Here is a 13,779-nt window from a genome sequence, read left to right on the forward strand (position 1 = left end):
AGGTGGAGGTGCTCAGGGGCGCTGGGGGTCCCCCCATTGCCGAAGGCATAGGGGGCGGAACTGCGCGACCAGCCACATCCGGTCCGCAGGCCGCGTGCGACAGCAGGTCGCCGGGCGCGGCCCGGATCGTGGACGGCGCTTCGGGGGAGCGCGGCTCGGGCGGCCGGAAAGCGCGCGGTTTGACGAAGATCTGGGGCGCAAGGGATCTGGCCCGCTCGCGCCCGAGGCTGTTCGATGGTCGCCAACAGCGGCAGCGCTTCGCCCCGTCGGCGCCGCGGTGCCGCGTAAGACTGCGAACGACCACGTACGACCGCGAACGAAACGAGGTTGCCTTGGCCACGACCGTGCGGCGCACCGTACTGACCCTGCCCGCGGCCCCCGTGGGTCCCGCCAATCCGCTGCCGGCGCTCCGGCCGCTGGACGAGACCCATACGGTCGACGAACGCACCCGGCGGGAGCTGCCGCGCGAGATGGCCCGGCAGATCGGGTACGAGCCGCTGCGTACCCTGCTGCCGGTCCGGATCATGGACGGCTACGGACGGGACCGTTCCCCCGCCGACCTCGACGCGATCGTGATCGAGAACGACCGGCTGCGGGCAACGGTCCTGCCCGGGTTCGGCGGCCGGGTGCACTCCCTGCGCCACAAGCCGACGGGCCGTGAGCTGGTGTACCGCAATCCCGTCTTCCAGCCTGCGGACTTCGCCCTCAACGGCGCCTGGTTCTCCGGCGGCATCGAGTGGAACATCGGCGCCACCGGCCATTCGGCGCTCTCCTGCGCGCCGGTGCACGCCGCGGTCGTCCCGGCGCCCGACGGCGGGGAGATGCTGCGGCTGTGGGAGTGGGAGCGGCTGCGCGATCTGCCGTTCCAGGTCGATCTGTGGCTGCCCGCCGACTCCGACTTCCTGCGGGTGGGGGTCCGGATCCGCAATCCGCACGAGCGCGCGGTCCCGGTCTACTGGTGGTCCAACATCGCCGTCGAGGAGCATCCCAGGACCCGGGTGCTCGCCCCCGCCGACGAGTCCTGGTACTACGGCTACGAGCGTGCCCTGCGCCGGATCCCCGTTCCCGAGTACCGGGACGAGGACCGTACGTATCCGCTGCGCGGGGAGCATCCCGCCGACTACTTCTACGAGGTGCCGACGGCGGCCCGGAAGTGGATCACTGCCCTGGACGAGGACGGGCACGGCCTGGTCCAGACGTCCACGGACACCCTGCGGGGGCGCAAGCTCTTCGTCTGGGGCGCGGGCCGGGCGGGGCGGCGCTGGCAGAGCTGGCTGACGGAGCCGGAGACCGCGGGCTACGCGGAGATCCAGGCGGGGCTGGCCCGTACCCAGCTCGAACACGTCCGCCTGGAGGCGGGCGCCGAGTTCAGCTGGCTGGAGGCGTACGGGCCGCTGGCCGCCGACGCCGGGACCGTACACGGCGACAACTGGGCCGCCGCCGTCGCGGAGGTCGAGCGGCGGCTGGAGGGGGCGCTGCCGAGGGCGGACGTCGACACGGCGTACGAGGAGTGGCTGACGGCCGCCGACACGGAACCCGTACGCGTTCTGGCCACCGGTTCCGGCTGGGGCGCGCTGGAGACCCTGCGGACGGGGACGAAGCTGCCCGGGACGCCCTTCGACGAGTCGGCCATCGGTGAGGAGGAGGCGCCCTGGCGCGAGCTGCTCACCACCGGCGCCCTGCCGCAGCCGCGCCGGGTCGCCCCGCCCGGTCCCTCACTCACCGCCCCGGCCTGGCGGGACATGCTGGAGACCGCGCCCGCCGACCCGCTGACGGAGTATCACCTCGGGGTGGCGCAGTGGCAGGCCGACGACCGGGCGCAGGCGGTACGGAGCTGGGAGCGCGGCCTCGAACTCGCCCCGTCGCGCTGGCCGCTGCTGCGCTGTCTCGCCGTCGCCGACCAGGAGGGCGGCCATCCCCTGCGGGCCGCCGACCGCTGGCTGGAGGCGTTCGACGACCTCTGCCAGGAGCGCCGGGACAGCGGCGAGAGCTGGACGGCGGCCACCGCCGCGCTCGGCCGGGAGGCGATCCGGGCGCTGCTCGCGCTGGACCGGGTCGCGGACGCCAGGTCGGTCTGGGCCCGGCTGACGCCGACGGTCCGGGGGCGCGGCCGGTTCCGGCTGATCCACGCCCGGCTGCTGGTCGCCGAGGGGCTGCTGGAGGAGGCGCGGGCCATCTTCGACGAGGGGTTCGAGGTGGCGGATCTGCGGGAGGGCTCGGAGGAGCTGAACGAGGTGTGGGCCCGGCTGAGCGACGAGCCGCTGCCGGACGCGTACGAGTACCGGATGCGGCCGGGCGACTGACGCCCGGGGCGGCCGGTGCCGTACCGCCCGGCACCGGCCTGTCGCCGTCTCCGTCCGCCCGTCAGCCGGGCTTGCGGTCCGCGTACTCGAAGATCGAGCCGTCCGGGTGGACGGCGAGCAGATTACGGCCCACGGGTGTCGCCACCGGCCCCGCCAGGACCTGGGCGCCGACTTCGGAGAGGGTGGCGTACGTCTGGTCCACGTCGTCCACCGCGATCGTGGCCGTCACCTTCCGCAACACCTCCAGCTCCCGCTCCGGCCCGCTCATCAGCAGAAAGCAGCCCACGGCCGCCGCCGACACCCCGCCCCGGTCGAAGCGCTGCGGGGTGGCGCCCGTCAGCCGGGCGTAGAAGGTGGTCGCGGTGTCGAGGTCGTCGACGCAGATACGGAGGGTCGTTCCCAGAATTTCCATACGGGGGAGGGTAGTTCGCGGCCGGGCGCGGCGGGAACGGCACACCCCCGTGGCCCGCGCGCGGCCTTCGCCGTGGTCGCCGCCGCCCCGGGCGGGGCGGCGGCGGGGTCACACCCGGCAGAGCAGCTCGCCGTGGAGGACGGAGAACCAGGCGTCGTCCGCCACGCCCCAGGCGCGCCAGCCGTCCGCGACGGCGGCCAGCCCCTCCGGGGTCGTATGGCCGCCGTCGACCGCGATCCGCGCGTACTCGGAGTCGGTCGTACGATCCGCCCACAGCCCGCTCCACCAGGCACGGTCGTCCGGCTCGGCGAAACACCAGACGCCCGCGGACGGCCGGATGTCGGTGAAACCGGCCTCCCGGGCCCAGGAGAGCAGTCTGCGGCCGGCGTCGGGCTCGCCGCCGTTCGCGCGGGCCACTCGCCGGTAGAGCGTCTGCCAGTCGTCGAGCGCCGGGATCTCGGGGAACCAGGTGAAGGCGGCGTAGTCGCTGTCGCGGACGGCCACCAGACCGCCGGGGCGGCAGACCCGGCGCATCTCGCGCAGGGCGCCCACCGGATCGCCCAGATGCTGGAGCACCTGATGGGCGTGGACCACGTCGAAGGAACCGTCGGGATAGTCGAGCGCGTTGACGTCGGCGACGGCGAAGTCCGTGTTCTCCAGCCCGCGTCCGGCGGCGTACTCCCGGGCCCGGTCCACGATCCCGGGCGCCAGATCGACACCGGTGACCCGGCCGTCGGGGACCAGCTCGGCCAGGTCGGCGGTGATGGTGCCGGGGCCGCAGCCGATGTCGAGGACCCGCGCGTCGGGTGTCAGCTCGGCGATGAGGTAGGCGGCGGAGTTGGCGGCCGTGCGCCAGGAGTGCGAGCGCAGTACGGACTCGTGATGGCCATGGGTGTAGACGGCGGTTTCCCGCATACGGACCTCCGGGGCTGGAGCCTTCGATGCTCCAACCCTAGGGCGCGCGTATCGTATTGCGGGATACCCGTCTTGCTATATGGACTTGTTCGGTATCGGGCCGCGGCGGTCCGATTCGGCCGCCGGGGCTGATCAGGTCAGCGTGCCGGGCCGGTAGACCGTGAGGACCTGCGGCACCTTGTCGATCAGCAACTCCTCCGGGGCCTCGGTGACCTCACCGTCGTACGCCAGCGGGGTCCCCGGCGCGAGACCCGCGATCCGGACCCGGCGGCGCTGCTGCGCGGCGTGGACCGGGGACCGGCTCAGCGGGCCCGCGAGCGCGGCGGCGATCAGCCGCAGCCCCGGATGGGCGCCGCCGTGCACGATCCGGACATCGAGCAGACCGTCCGCCAGGTTCTGCCGGTTGCCGGGCGCGGGCCCCGAACGCTGATAGATGCCGTTGCCCGCGAAGAGCAGCCACAGCGGACGGCGGCGGCCCGCCACCTCTGCCTCCAGCGGACGGCCGTGCCGCAGTACCTTCGCCGCGGCAAGTACTTGCGCCGTCCAGCCGCCGACCCGTGGCGACCAGCGCTCCCGGAACGTCACCAGCTCCGGATAGACCCCCAGACTGAAGGTGTTCAGAAAGTACCCCCACGGCGCCCGGACGCCCTCCGGGGTGACCGGACCGGGGGTGAACCGGCCCAGATCCACCTTGACCGCGTCCCCGGCCGCCAGCGCCCGGCACGTGTCGTCGACGGACTCGATACCGAGGTCCAGGGCGAAATGGTTGAGCGTGCCGCCGGGGAACACGGCCAGCGGCAGACTGTGCGCCACCGCGACCGTCGCGGCGGCGTTGATCGTGCCGTCGCCGCCGTAGACCCCGAGCACCCGGGCCCGGCCCGCCGCCTTCTCCAACTCCCGGACCACATCGCCCGGCTCGCACTCCACCACCTCGGCCCGCGGCAGCGCCGCGCCCACCAGACCCACCAGGGCCGACGAGCCCGAACGCCGGTTCGCGACCACCACCAGACCGTCGCCGTCCGGCAGAACGGGCGGCCGGACGGGCCGGGCCACCGGCGGAACGAGCTGCGACCGGGCCGGAACGATTCCCCGGACCGCGAGCGCCGCACCGACCCCGAGCGCCGCGCCCGCCACCACATCACCCGGGTAGTGGACACCCGTATAGATCCTGGAGAAGGCCACCGAGAACGCGACCGGAGCGACGACCGCGCCCCAGCCCTTCGACTCCATCGCCACCCCCGTCGCGAAAGCGGCGGCCGACGCGGAGTGCCCCGACGGGAACGACGAGGTGATCGGCTGCCTGCGCAACCTGCGGACCTGGGGCACCGCATCCAGGACCGGCCGGGTCCGGCGGACGCTCCGCTTGCCCACGGTATTGATCAGCGCGGAGGCCACGGCGAGCGACGCCACACCCCGGGCGGCGGCCCGGCGGGCCCGCGGGTCCCGGCCCGCGAGCGCGATGCCCGCGGCCGTCGCGAACCACAGCACACCGTGGTCGGCGGCCCGGCTGAGCCTCGGCAACACGGGCTCGGCGGCGGGCCAGGCCCGGTCCGCGACGGCATGAAACACCCGCCGGTCCAGTCGGCCTGCCCAGGATCTCCGCGTTTCGTCACTCATTCCACGCGGTTACCCCGGGCGCCTCCCTTTCACGCGTGGTCGCCTCCCGCTGTGGGGCCCGCCACCTTTGCAGCCCCTCGCCGAGGGGGCTCCCGGGTGCGCAGCAGGAGCAGCGGCCTGATGTTTGTCGGGCGACTGCGGCCCGTCCGTGGCTTGTCGCGCAGTTCCCCGCGCCCCTGGGTTGCCCTCCTGACCGCCCTCAGTAAGTGGCAGGCCCTTGATTGGTGGGGCGGTGCCTTTTCAGGGGCGGCGCTGGGGAGAGCATTTAGGGGCGCGGGGAACTGCGCGACCAGCCACAGGCGGTCCGCAGACCGCCGACAACATCAGGTCGCCGGGCGCGGCCCGGGTTGTGGGCCTCACCCGGAGGGCCAAGGCGCTGGGGGTCCCCCCATCGCCGAAGGCATAGGGGGAGGAACTGTGCGAACAGCCACAGGCGGGTCGCAGACCGCGAAACGACATCAGGGCGCCGGGCGCGGCCCGGACAGGCGAGGCGACCCGGGCGCACGGGTGGCGGGAGTGTGGGGTTCGTACAAGGGTGGGGAATCCCAGGGCGAGGAGGATCCCGTGACGGACCGCGCAGCTCCGGACGGCCCGGGGACCGTGCGGCACAGCCCGCACGCGCCCGACGCCGCTCTCCCCGTGCTGCCCGAACTCCGCGCCGCCGCCGTCGCGGCCTCGGAGCGGCCGTCCGTCGGCCCGACCGGCGGTTCGGCGGTGCTGCGGGAGGCCGCCGCCGGGTACTGGACCCGCCGGGGGCTCCGTACCGGCGCCGCCGACGTCGTGGCCGCGCCCGGCGCTCCCGCCCTGCTGTGCGCCCTGATCGCCGCGCACGACGGCGATGTGCTGATGCCCCGGCCGAGCCCCGCCTGGTGGACCCCGCAGGCGCGGATGCTGCGCCGGGGCGCGTATCACGTACCGACTCCGGCGGAGAGCGGCGGCGTACCGGATCCGTACGCCCTGCTGGAGACGGTGCGCCGGGTCCGGGCGGAGGGCGGCGTGCCCCGGCTCCTGCTGCTGTCGGTCGCCGACGATCCGACCGCGACCGTCGCGCCGCCCGAACTGGTCCTGGAGGCGTGCGAGGCGGCCGTGGCGGAGGGGCTGCACATCGTCAGCGACGAGACCTGGCGCGACACCGTGCACAGACCGCGGGAGACCGTACTGGTCAGCCCGGCGGAGATGTACCCGGACGCGGTGACGGTGGTGCAGGATCTCGCGGGTGCCCTGCTGCCGTCGGCCTGGCCCGCCGCGGTCGCCAGATTCCCGGCGGCGGAGGGCCCCCACCGGGCCAGGGCGCTCGATGTGCTGACGGCGCTCGGCGCGGCCGTCGCCGAGCCGGTCGCGGCGGCCGCCGCCGTCGCGCTGGACGAGCCCGCACCCGTCACGGCCCGCTCGGAGACCGCCGCCACGATGTACGGCCGGCTCGCCGAGGCCGCCCATCTCGCGGTGCTCGCGGCGGGCGCGCTGGCCCGGCCGCCCCGGGCGGGACGCCATGTGTACGCGGATCTGGGCCCGCTGCGCGCCGGGCTCGCGGCCCGGGGCGTCAACGACTCGATGGAGCTGGAGGAGTATCTGACAGGCCGCCTGGGGGTCTCCGTACCCGGAGGTCATCGGTTCGGCGACGAACTCGGCGCGCTCCGGGCCCGGCTGCCGGTCGCGCCGCTCGCCGGGCCCGACCCGGAGGCCCGGCTGGAGACGCTGACCTCGCCCGCGCCGCTGGAACTTCCGCAGGTCGCGACGGCTCTGGCGGCCCTGGCGACGGTCTTCGACGAGCTGCGGTGAGCACGGGCCCCGGCCCGGCCGTTCGGCCCCGGCCTCCGACGGGCCGTGGACCCGCCCCGTACACCGTGCCCGGCCCCGGGCGGACCGTAGGATCCGCCGCGTACCCGGCGTCAGGCCCGGCCGCCCGCCGAGTCCGGGCGGCCGTGCCGCAGCCGCCGCCAGAGCGCCGGTGCCACGCTGATCACCACCGTCAGCGCCACGGCCAGCGCCACGCCCTGCCACGCCTCGTCGAAGAGGGAGCCGCCGAGGACGCCGATCAGCTGGTACGTGGCCGCCCACGCCAGGCACGCCGGTACGTCGCCCCGGACGAAGGACCGCATCGGCATCCTGGCCAGCAGACAGGCCAGCATCACCGGGATCCGCCCGGCGGGGACCAGCCGGGACAGGACGAGGACCGTGACGCCGTGCTCCGCCAGTTTCTCCTGGGCCTGGGCGATGCGCTCCGGGGCGGCCCGGGACTTGAGTTCGGCCAGCCAGCGGGAGCCGTTGCGGGACCGTACGCCCCGCTGCCCCAGCCAGTAGAGGGTGATGTCGCCGAGGAACGCGGCGAGCGACGCCACCACGAAGACGTGCAGGAGGGCCAGTGGCGCGGTCTGGTGGAGCGCGACGACGGCCGCCGAGCTGACGAGGGCGCCGGTCGGGATCACCGGGACCAGCGCGCCCAGGGTCACCAGCAGGAAGAGGGACGGATAGCCGACGGCCTGCTGGGTGGATTCGGCCGGCAGCCGGGCCATCGTCTCGGTGACGGGCCCGAGGAGGTCCGGGAAGCGGATGGTCACCGGCCGGCCTCCGGGGCACCGGGTCTGAGGTGTTCCCCGTGGCCGAGGCGGTGTACGGCGACTCCGGGCGCCAGCCGGGCCGAGTGCCGGACGAACTCGTCGCCGGGGGAGTGGAACTCGTGCGGCCGGATGTGGTCGAGGCCGATCGGCCAGTACGTGCCGTAGTGCACGGGGACGGCGAAACGGGGCCGGAGCGCGGCCAGCGCCTGCGCCGCCCGGCCCGCGTCGAGATGGCCGTGGCCCAGGAACGGGCCCCAGCCGCCGACCGGCAACAGGGCCACGTCGACCGGGCCGACCTCGTCGGCCATGCTCTCGAAGAGCCCCGTATCGCCCGCGAAATAGGTCTTGGCCTCGCCTTCGACCACATAGCCGAGTGCGGGGGAGCGATGCGGGCCGACGGGCAGTCTGCGGCCGTCGTGGAGGGCGGGCACGGCCCGCACCGTCAACGCGCCGACGGTCGTCTCGTCACCGGGCGCGACCTCGGTGATCCGCAGCCCGAGCCGGGCCAGCGCCGGAACCGCGCGGGTCGCGCCGCGCGGGACCACCAACGCGGTGCCCGGGGCCAGCCGGGCCAGGGACGGCAGATGGAGATGGTCGGAGTGCAGATGCGAGACGAGGACGGCGTCGGCGACGGCCGCCTCGGGCGGTGGTATCGCACCGCGCCTGCGGCGGAGATGGGCGAGGCGCCGGACGAAGAGGGGGTCGGTGAGGACCCGCGTACCGGAGTCCTCGACGGTACAGGTGGCATGCCCCCACCAGGTGACCTCCACCATCACACGCCCCCTCCCCGACGCCTGCCGGATGTCGCCGCCGTTCCTCACCGTCCTGCGCTTTTTGTCCGTCGGACGCTGCTGGTCGGTGCGAGGCTCCCGGCCGCCCGCGCCCGTGCCGCCGCGCACGGACTTGCACGCGCCCCACATTACTGCGATCACCTCGGGGGCTCGCCCGCGTCCGGTCGGCCCCGCGCGGGCGGGGGTCGCTCCCGGCGGACCGAGGCGGCGGTACGGATCCGGGCGCGGGGGGAGGGAAGACGGCCGTCGCGTGACGGTCCGGGGCCCACCGCCCGGGGCGCGGTGCTGGTATCGCTGGCGGTGTCGGCGGCGTGGGACGCGCGCCGCCGACCTGTGGTGACGGGGAGTTGTCCACAGGCGGACGGGGGCGGGGCCGGGTCTGTGCGAGTCTGGAGGCCCGGCGCGGGGCCGGGGCCGTGGTCGGAGGGCCGCGGAGCCGTCCGCGCGCCCGGCGTACGGACAGCACGGCACGAGTACGGGGTGAACAGGGCGTGACCGAAGGCCGATGGCACAGGGCGGGTGGCGCCCTGCTGAGGGTGATCGTGGTGTGGGGGGTGTCCACCCTCACCATGCTGGCGCTGGCCGGTGCCCTGCCCGATTTCCGGCTCCAGGCCCCCGACGGCGACAGCCTCACCCGGACGGCCCTCACCGCCGTCTGGGGAGCGGGCGCCTTCGGTCTGCTGTCGGCCCTGGTGTGGCCGCTGCTGGTACGGGCCCTGCTGCTCGTCCCGGCGCTCGTCCTCGGCCTGCTGGTGTTCTTCCTCAACGGCTCGCTGCTGCTGGTGGCGCTGTGGCTGATCCCCGACGGCCGGGGCGACGTGGGTCCGGAGACCGCGGTCGTGGTGGCCGCGGTGATGTCCGCCGTGGCGTCCGCGACCTCCACCGCGCTCGCCGTCCGCGACGACAACGCCTACCGGCGGCGGCTGTCCCGGCTGGCGACCCGCCGCAGACGCCGCGGCGGCGAGGTGTGCGACGACTGCCACGGCATGGTCTTCCTCCAACTGGACGGCGTCGGCCACGAGGTCCTGCTGCGGGCGGCCAAGGACGGGCTGATGCCGACCGTCGCGGAGTGGCTGGACGACGGCCACCGGCTCACCCCCTGGCGCACCGACTGGTCCAGCCAGACCGGCGCGAGCCAGCTGGGCATCCTGCACGGCACCACCTTCGACGTGCCCGCATTCCGGTGGTACGAGAAGGACACCGGCCGGCTGATGGTCAGCAACCGGCCCGGGAGCGCCGTCGAACTGCAGCGCCGGGCGGTCGAGCGGACCGGGGACGCCGGGCTGCTCGCCGGCGACGGCGCCAGCCGGGGCAATCTGTTCAGCGGCGGCGCCGATCAGGTGGCCCTGGTGCTCTCCGTCGCCGCCCGGCGGGGCCGGGCCAACCGCTCCCGCGCGGGGTACTTCGCCTATTTCTCCGACCCGGCGAACGCGGTACGCACCGCGGGTTCGTTCTTCGCCGAGGTCGGCCGGGAGATCGGGCAGTCCACCCGGGCCCGGCTGCGGGGCGACCGGCCCCGAGTGAAGCGGGGCGGGCTCTATCCGCTGATCCGCGCCTTCGCGACGGTGGTGGAGCGGGACGTTGTGGTCGCCGCGGTGATCGGCGACATGTTCGCGGGCCGGACCGCGGTCTACGCCGACCTGGTCGCCTACGACGAGGTGGCGCACCACTCGGGGCCGCACAGCCGGGACGCGGCCCGGGTGCTGGAGCGGCTGGACCGGTCCCTGGCCCTGATCGCCAAGGTCGCCGAGCACGCGCCCCGCCCGTACCACATCACGCTCCTCTCGGATCACGGCCAGAGCCCCGGCGAGACCTTCGAGGGGGCCTACGGGCTGACGCTGCGGGACCTCGTCCGGGCCGGCTGCGGACTGCCCGTGTCGCGGCGCGCCGAGCGCTCCCGGAGCGGTGCCGAGGCCCGGGAGGCCGCCCGGGTCGCGCTCCGGGCCGCGCTGCACCGGGACCCGGTGGAAGGCGCCGACGAGCAGCGGCCCGGGCCCGGCTCGGAGCCCATGGTGCTGGCATCGGGCAATCTGGCGCTGGTCTCGTTCTGCGACAGCCCTGAGAGGCTGACCAAGGAGGAGATCGAGGCCCGTCATCCGGCGCTGCTGGGCACTCTGGCCAACCATCCCGGAATCGGCTTTCTGCTGGTGCGGAGCGAGCGGCACGGCTCGGTGGTCCTCGGACCGGCCGGGGCGGAGATCCCGGTCGCCGAGCTGACCGACGACAGCGGCCCGCTCGCCGTCTTCGGCCGGGGCGCGGCGGACGCCGTACGGCGCACGGACGGCTTTCCGCATGTCGCCGACATCATGATCAACTCGATGTTCGATCCCGAGACGGGCCGGGTGCACGCCTTCGAGGCGCAGATCGGTTCCCACGGCGGTCTCGGCGGCGAGCAGTCCCAGCCGTTCCTGCTCTCCACGGCTGAGCTGTCGCCCCCGGTGCCGGACGGCACCGAACTGGTCGGTGCCGAGCAGGTGCATGTCGTACTGCGCCGCTGGCTGGCGGAGTCCACCCAGCCGCGGATACCGGTCGGCACCTCCGACCCGGGCGAGGACCCGGTCCGGGTCCGGGACCGGGACTCGGATCCGGACCGTGAGCGGGCGTCGGGCGCGGATCAGGCGCCGGAGACCGGTCCGGGGTCGCGCTCCGGGGCGGGGCCGGTTCGGGGTCCGGCCCCGGAGCCGGGGGCACGGACGGCGCCCGGCCCGCACCCGGAGCCCGGCCGCAGCCGGACCTGAATCGGGACACGGACACAGCGACGGACCCGGCCCCGGACCCGGAGCCGTGGTCGGATCGGGACGACTCGGCGGGCGGCCCCGCGCCGGGCTCGGTGGCGGGGCGTCGCCGGAGTCCGGGGGCTGCTCTCTTCGGGCGGGCGGGGCCCGACACGGTGGGCTCGGGGCCGGGGCGGTCGCGCCGTAGGGCAGTTCCGCCCGGGCGTTCGGGTGGTGACGGTGCGTCCGGCGCGACGGGAATCGGGCTAATGCCTGTCCGCCGGATGAGGGGTTCCCGCTTCAGTGTCGGCGCGCGGGGGCCGATAGCGGGCACTGGACGCATGTTCAGGAGGTCGCGCCCCCATGAAGAATCCCCCGGTCGTGCCGCCCTGCCGCGTGGTCGGTGTCGTCGCGTGGCGCGGCGCGCTGACCGTGGTGGTCGCGCTGCTCGCGCTGCTGGGGACGTCCGTGGCGGCGGGGGCGCAGCCCGCGGAGGCCGCCGAGGCCAGGATTCCCGTCTCGGCCACCGGCGACGGCGCGGCCCCTTCGGCGCAGGCAGAGGAGGCGGTGGGGAACTCGGCACCGGGCTCCCGGGCCCGGTCCGCCCGGGGCCGCCGGGGTGGGAACTCCCGGCCCGGCGTGGTCCGGCCGAGGCCCGGCTCCCCGCAGGGCCTCGGCCCGCTGTCCGGGCCGCCCGCCGTCCGGGGTGTGGTGCTGCGCTGCTGAGGGAGCCGTACGGCCGGGCCCAGTGCTCCGGCCGTCTCAGCGGCCATCGGCCGTTCCCGCCGCCGGACGACGAGAACGGCAACCCCTCCCACCCCCGAGGTGTATCACCATGCCCATCGACCCATTCGCCGCCCTGAACGCCATGCTGCGCGCCGAGGCGGCCCGAGCCGCCGAAGCCGCCGAGGAACGGAACTCCCGTCGGCGGACCCCGGCGGCCCCCGACGCCGCCGAGCCGAAGGATTCCGAGCCCCGGACCGAGCCCGCCCCGGCACTGGCCCGGGCCAAGGACGACCGCACGGTCTGACCCGTGCGGGTCGGCCGGCCCCGGGGTCGGCCGACCCGCCGGTCACCTCCGCCGCCGAGCCGTTCCCGGGCCCCGGGTGGGACGAGACGCGCTCGACGGAGTGTTTGGTCCGGTCAGGAGGCGAACTCGGCCAGCCGCGCCGCGAGTATCTCCGTCGACTGGAAGGTCGCGCCCAGAAGTGTCGTGTGCTTCCAGTGGAGCGTGCCGTCGGGGGCGACGACGAAGACCGCGCGGCGCAGCCCGATCCCGGGCGCCGCGATGCCGTACGCCCTGGCCACCGAGCGGTCCCGGTCGGCCAGCAGCGGCATCCGCAGACCGTGCTTCCGGGCGAACGCCTCATGGCTGTCGACGCCCTGGGGGCTGATGCCCCACACCTCGGCCCCGCAGTCGGTGAAGGCTTCGAGGCCGCTGGAGTACGAGCAGAGCTGTTTGGTGCAGACGGGGGTGTCGTCGCCCGGGTAGAAGGCCAGTACCAGCGGGCGGCCCGGAGCGCCGTCCAGGGTGTAGTCCGCCCGGCGGAACTCTCCGTCGGCCAGGACCCCTCCGGGGAGCGTGAAGCCGGGGGCCGGGCGGCCGGTTTCGGGGGCGGGACTCATCGGCGGGCTCCTTCGGTACGGCGCCGGGAGGTCGGCCCGGCCCTGCGGACGACCGTACCGTGCCCCGTACCCCACCCATTGCCCGGCGGGTGTCGCACCGCTTCGTATCCCCGCCGCGCGCCGGGTACCGCACCGCCTCCTCCGGGCCGCTCCGCGCGGGCCGCTTCCCCCGTGTCCGGGCGGCGCGCCCCGCGATCGCCCGGCGCCGTCCCACCGCGCCCGGCGGGCATTACCTGTCGAGTAATCGACCAGGTGGGGGCGCCACCGGCAGTCTTCTGCCATCGGATCCCGGGCGGCGCACTCCACCCGGGGTCCGGCCCCCGACCGCAGGCCCGACGGCCGACCACCGCCTGATGGAGGCTGATTCCCATGACCGCAACCGCTCTGCTCGCCACGGTCGCCCGCACCGACGACCGGACCGAGATCCTGCGCCGGTTCCTCGCCCTCGACGCCGTCGTCACCGGGGTCAACGGACTGGTCTACGTGGCCGCGTCCGGCCCCGTGGGACGGCTGCTCGGGATCGACAGCGGGCTGCTGTTCGGACTGGGGGCCTTCCTCGTCGTCTTCGCCGTCGGCGTCGGCCTGACCGGCTCCCGGCCGGTCCCGTCCCCGGCCGCCGTGAAGGTGATCGTCGACGCCAACGCCGTATGGGCCCTGCTCAGTGTGGTCTCGGTGGTCCTCTGGTTCGACGCCACCGTCGCGGGCGCCGTGTGGATCCCGGCCCAGGCCATGACGGTCGGCGGATTCGCCGTCCTCCAGTGGTCGGCGCTGCGGTCCCTCCCCACCGCCCGCTGAGTACGGGCCGGGCCGCGGACGCCCGGCCCGTCCCCCCACCGGCGGGTC

The 13,779-nt window shown here is 75.1% G+C and carries 12 protein-coding genes; 6 read left to right on the forward strand and 6 right to left on the reverse strand.

The window, feature by feature from the left end; genetic code table 11:
- The first annotated feature begins 332 nt into the window (after window positions 1-332).
- Entirely contained in the window at window positions 333-2,303 is a 1,971-nt protein-coding gene (locus AB0G74_RS10375) for a DUF5107 domain-containing protein (RefSeq protein ID WP_361142982.1), read from the forward strand.
- Between the two features lie 61 nt (window positions 2,304-2,364).
- Here AB0G74_RS10375 and AB0G74_RS10380 read toward each other — a convergent pair whose 3' ends face one another.
- The 3 genes from AB0G74_RS10380 to AB0G74_RS10390 all read right to left on the reverse strand — a co-directional run bounded on the left by AB0G74_RS10380 (window position 2,365) and on the right by AB0G74_RS10390 (window position 5,247).
- Window positions 2,365-2,715 carry a VOC family protein gene (locus AB0G74_RS10380; protein ID WP_358828182.1) on the reverse strand — a complete coding sequence of 117 codons (351 nt, stop codon included), beginning with the start codon at window positions 2,713-2,715 and terminating at the stop codon, window positions 2,365-2,367.
- 108 nt (window positions 2,716-2,823) lie between these two features.
- Window positions 2,824-3,630 carry a methyltransferase domain-containing protein gene (locus AB0G74_RS10385; RefSeq protein ID WP_361142986.1) on the reverse strand — a complete coding sequence of 269 codons (807 nt, stop codon included), beginning with the start codon at window positions 3,628-3,630 and terminating at the stop codon, window positions 2,824-2,826.
- A 132-nt stretch (window positions 3,631-3,762) separates the two neighbouring features.
- Window positions 3,763-5,247 (reverse strand): phosphatase PAP2 family protein, encoded by a 1,485-nt coding sequence (locus AB0G74_RS10390; protein WP_361142989.1) that lies wholly within the window; start codon window positions 5,245-5,247, stop codon window positions 3,763-3,765.
- Window positions 5,248-5,811: 564 nt separating this feature from the next.
- Between AB0G74_RS10390 and AB0G74_RS10395 the strand changes: the two genes are divergently transcribed.
- Entirely contained in the window at window positions 5,812-7,026 is a 1,215-nt protein-coding gene (locus AB0G74_RS10395) for an aminotransferase class I/II-fold pyridoxal phosphate-dependent enzyme (protein WP_361142992.1), read from the forward strand.
- 110 nt (window positions 7,027-7,136) lie between these two features.
- Here AB0G74_RS10395 and AB0G74_RS10400 read toward each other — a convergent pair whose 3' ends face one another.
- Both AB0G74_RS10400 and AB0G74_RS10405 read right to left on the reverse strand, forming a co-directional pair.
- Complete coding sequence (locus tag AB0G74_RS10400; protein WP_361143200.1) at window positions 7,137-7,760, reverse strand: VTT domain-containing protein; 624 nt, start codon at window positions 7,758-7,760, stop codon at window positions 7,137-7,139.
- A 41-nt stretch (window positions 7,761-7,801) separates the two neighbouring features.
- Window positions 7,802-8,581 (reverse strand): MBL fold metallo-hydrolase, encoded by a 780-nt coding sequence (locus tag AB0G74_RS10405; protein ID WP_361142994.1) that lies wholly within the window; start codon window positions 8,579-8,581, stop codon window positions 7,802-7,804.
- A 506-nt stretch (window positions 8,582-9,087) separates the two neighbouring features.
- Between AB0G74_RS10405 and AB0G74_RS10410 the strand changes: the two genes are divergently transcribed.
- The 3 genes from AB0G74_RS10410 to AB0G74_RS10420 all read left to right on the forward strand — a co-directional run bounded on the left by AB0G74_RS10410 (window position 9,088) and on the right by AB0G74_RS10420 (window position 12,340).
- Window positions 9,088-11,334 (forward strand): phage holin family protein, encoded by a 2,247-nt coding sequence (locus AB0G74_RS10410; RefSeq protein ID WP_361142997.1) that lies wholly within the window; start codon window positions 9,088-9,090, stop codon window positions 11,332-11,334.
- Window positions 11,335-11,673: 339 nt separating this feature from the next.
- Window positions 11,674-12,036, forward strand: a complete 363-nt coding sequence (locus AB0G74_RS10415) for a hypothetical protein (protein WP_361143000.1) — start codon at window positions 11,674-11,676, stop codon at window positions 12,034-12,036.
- Between the two features lie 109 nt (window positions 12,037-12,145).
- Complete coding sequence (locus AB0G74_RS10420; protein WP_361143003.1) at window positions 12,146-12,340, forward strand: hypothetical protein; 195 nt, start codon at window positions 12,146-12,148, stop codon at window positions 12,338-12,340.
- 113 nt (window positions 12,341-12,453) lie between these two features.
- On the opposite strand, the gene AB0G74_RS10425 is transcribed toward AB0G74_RS10420, so the two are convergent.
- Window positions 12,454-12,936 carry a peroxiredoxin gene (locus tag AB0G74_RS10425; RefSeq protein ID WP_361143006.1) on the reverse strand — a complete coding sequence of 161 codons (483 nt, stop codon included), beginning with the start codon at window positions 12,934-12,936 and terminating at the stop codon, window positions 12,454-12,456.
- A 369-nt stretch (window positions 12,937-13,305) separates the two neighbouring features.
- Here AB0G74_RS10425 and AB0G74_RS10430 point away from each other — a divergent pair, with 369 nt between their 5' ends.
- Complete coding sequence (locus AB0G74_RS10430; RefSeq protein ID WP_361143008.1) at window positions 13,306-13,731, forward strand: hypothetical protein; 426 nt, start codon at window positions 13,306-13,308, stop codon at window positions 13,729-13,731.
- The last annotated feature ends 48 nt before the right edge of the window (window positions 13,732-13,779 follow it).

Origin of the sequence: Streptomyces sp. NPDC020875 (assembly GCF_040641415.1) — a bacterium.
Taxonomy (GTDB): Bacteria; Actinomycetota; Actinomycetes; order Streptomycetales; family Streptomycetaceae; genus Streptomyces.

Bases quoted from the DNA above. Each gene is read 5' to 3' on its own strand.
- AB0G74_RS10380 (WP_358828182.1), bottom strand. From the start codon at position 2,715: ATGGAAATTCTGGGAACGACCCTCCGTATCTGCGTCGACGACCTCGAC.
- AB0G74_RS10385 (WP_361142986.1), bottom strand. From the start codon at position 3,630: ATGCGGGAAACCGCCGTCTACACCCATGGCCATCACGAGTCCGTACTG.
- AB0G74_RS10390 (WP_361142989.1), bottom strand. From the start codon at position 5,247: ATGAGTGACGAAACGCGGAGATCCTGGGCAGGCCGACTGGACCGGCGG.
- AB0G74_RS10400 (WP_361143200.1), bottom strand. From the start codon at position 7,760: ATGGCCCGGCTGCCGGCCGAATCCACCCAGCAGGCCGTCGGCTATCCG.
- AB0G74_RS10415 (WP_361143000.1), top strand. From the start codon at position 11,674: ATGAAGAATCCCCCGGTCGTGCCGCCCTGCCGCGTGGTCGGTGTCGTC.
- AB0G74_RS10420 (WP_361143003.1), top strand. From the start codon at position 12,146: ATGCCCATCGACCCATTCGCCGCCCTGAACGCCATGCTGCGCGCCGAG.
- AB0G74_RS10425 (WP_361143006.1), bottom strand. From the start codon at position 12,936: ATGAGTCCCGCCCCCGAAACCGGCCGCCCGGCCCCCGGCTTCACGCTC.
- AB0G74_RS10430 (WP_361143008.1), top strand. From the start codon at position 13,306: ATGACCGCAACCGCTCTGCTCGCCACGGTCGCCCGCACCGACGACCGG.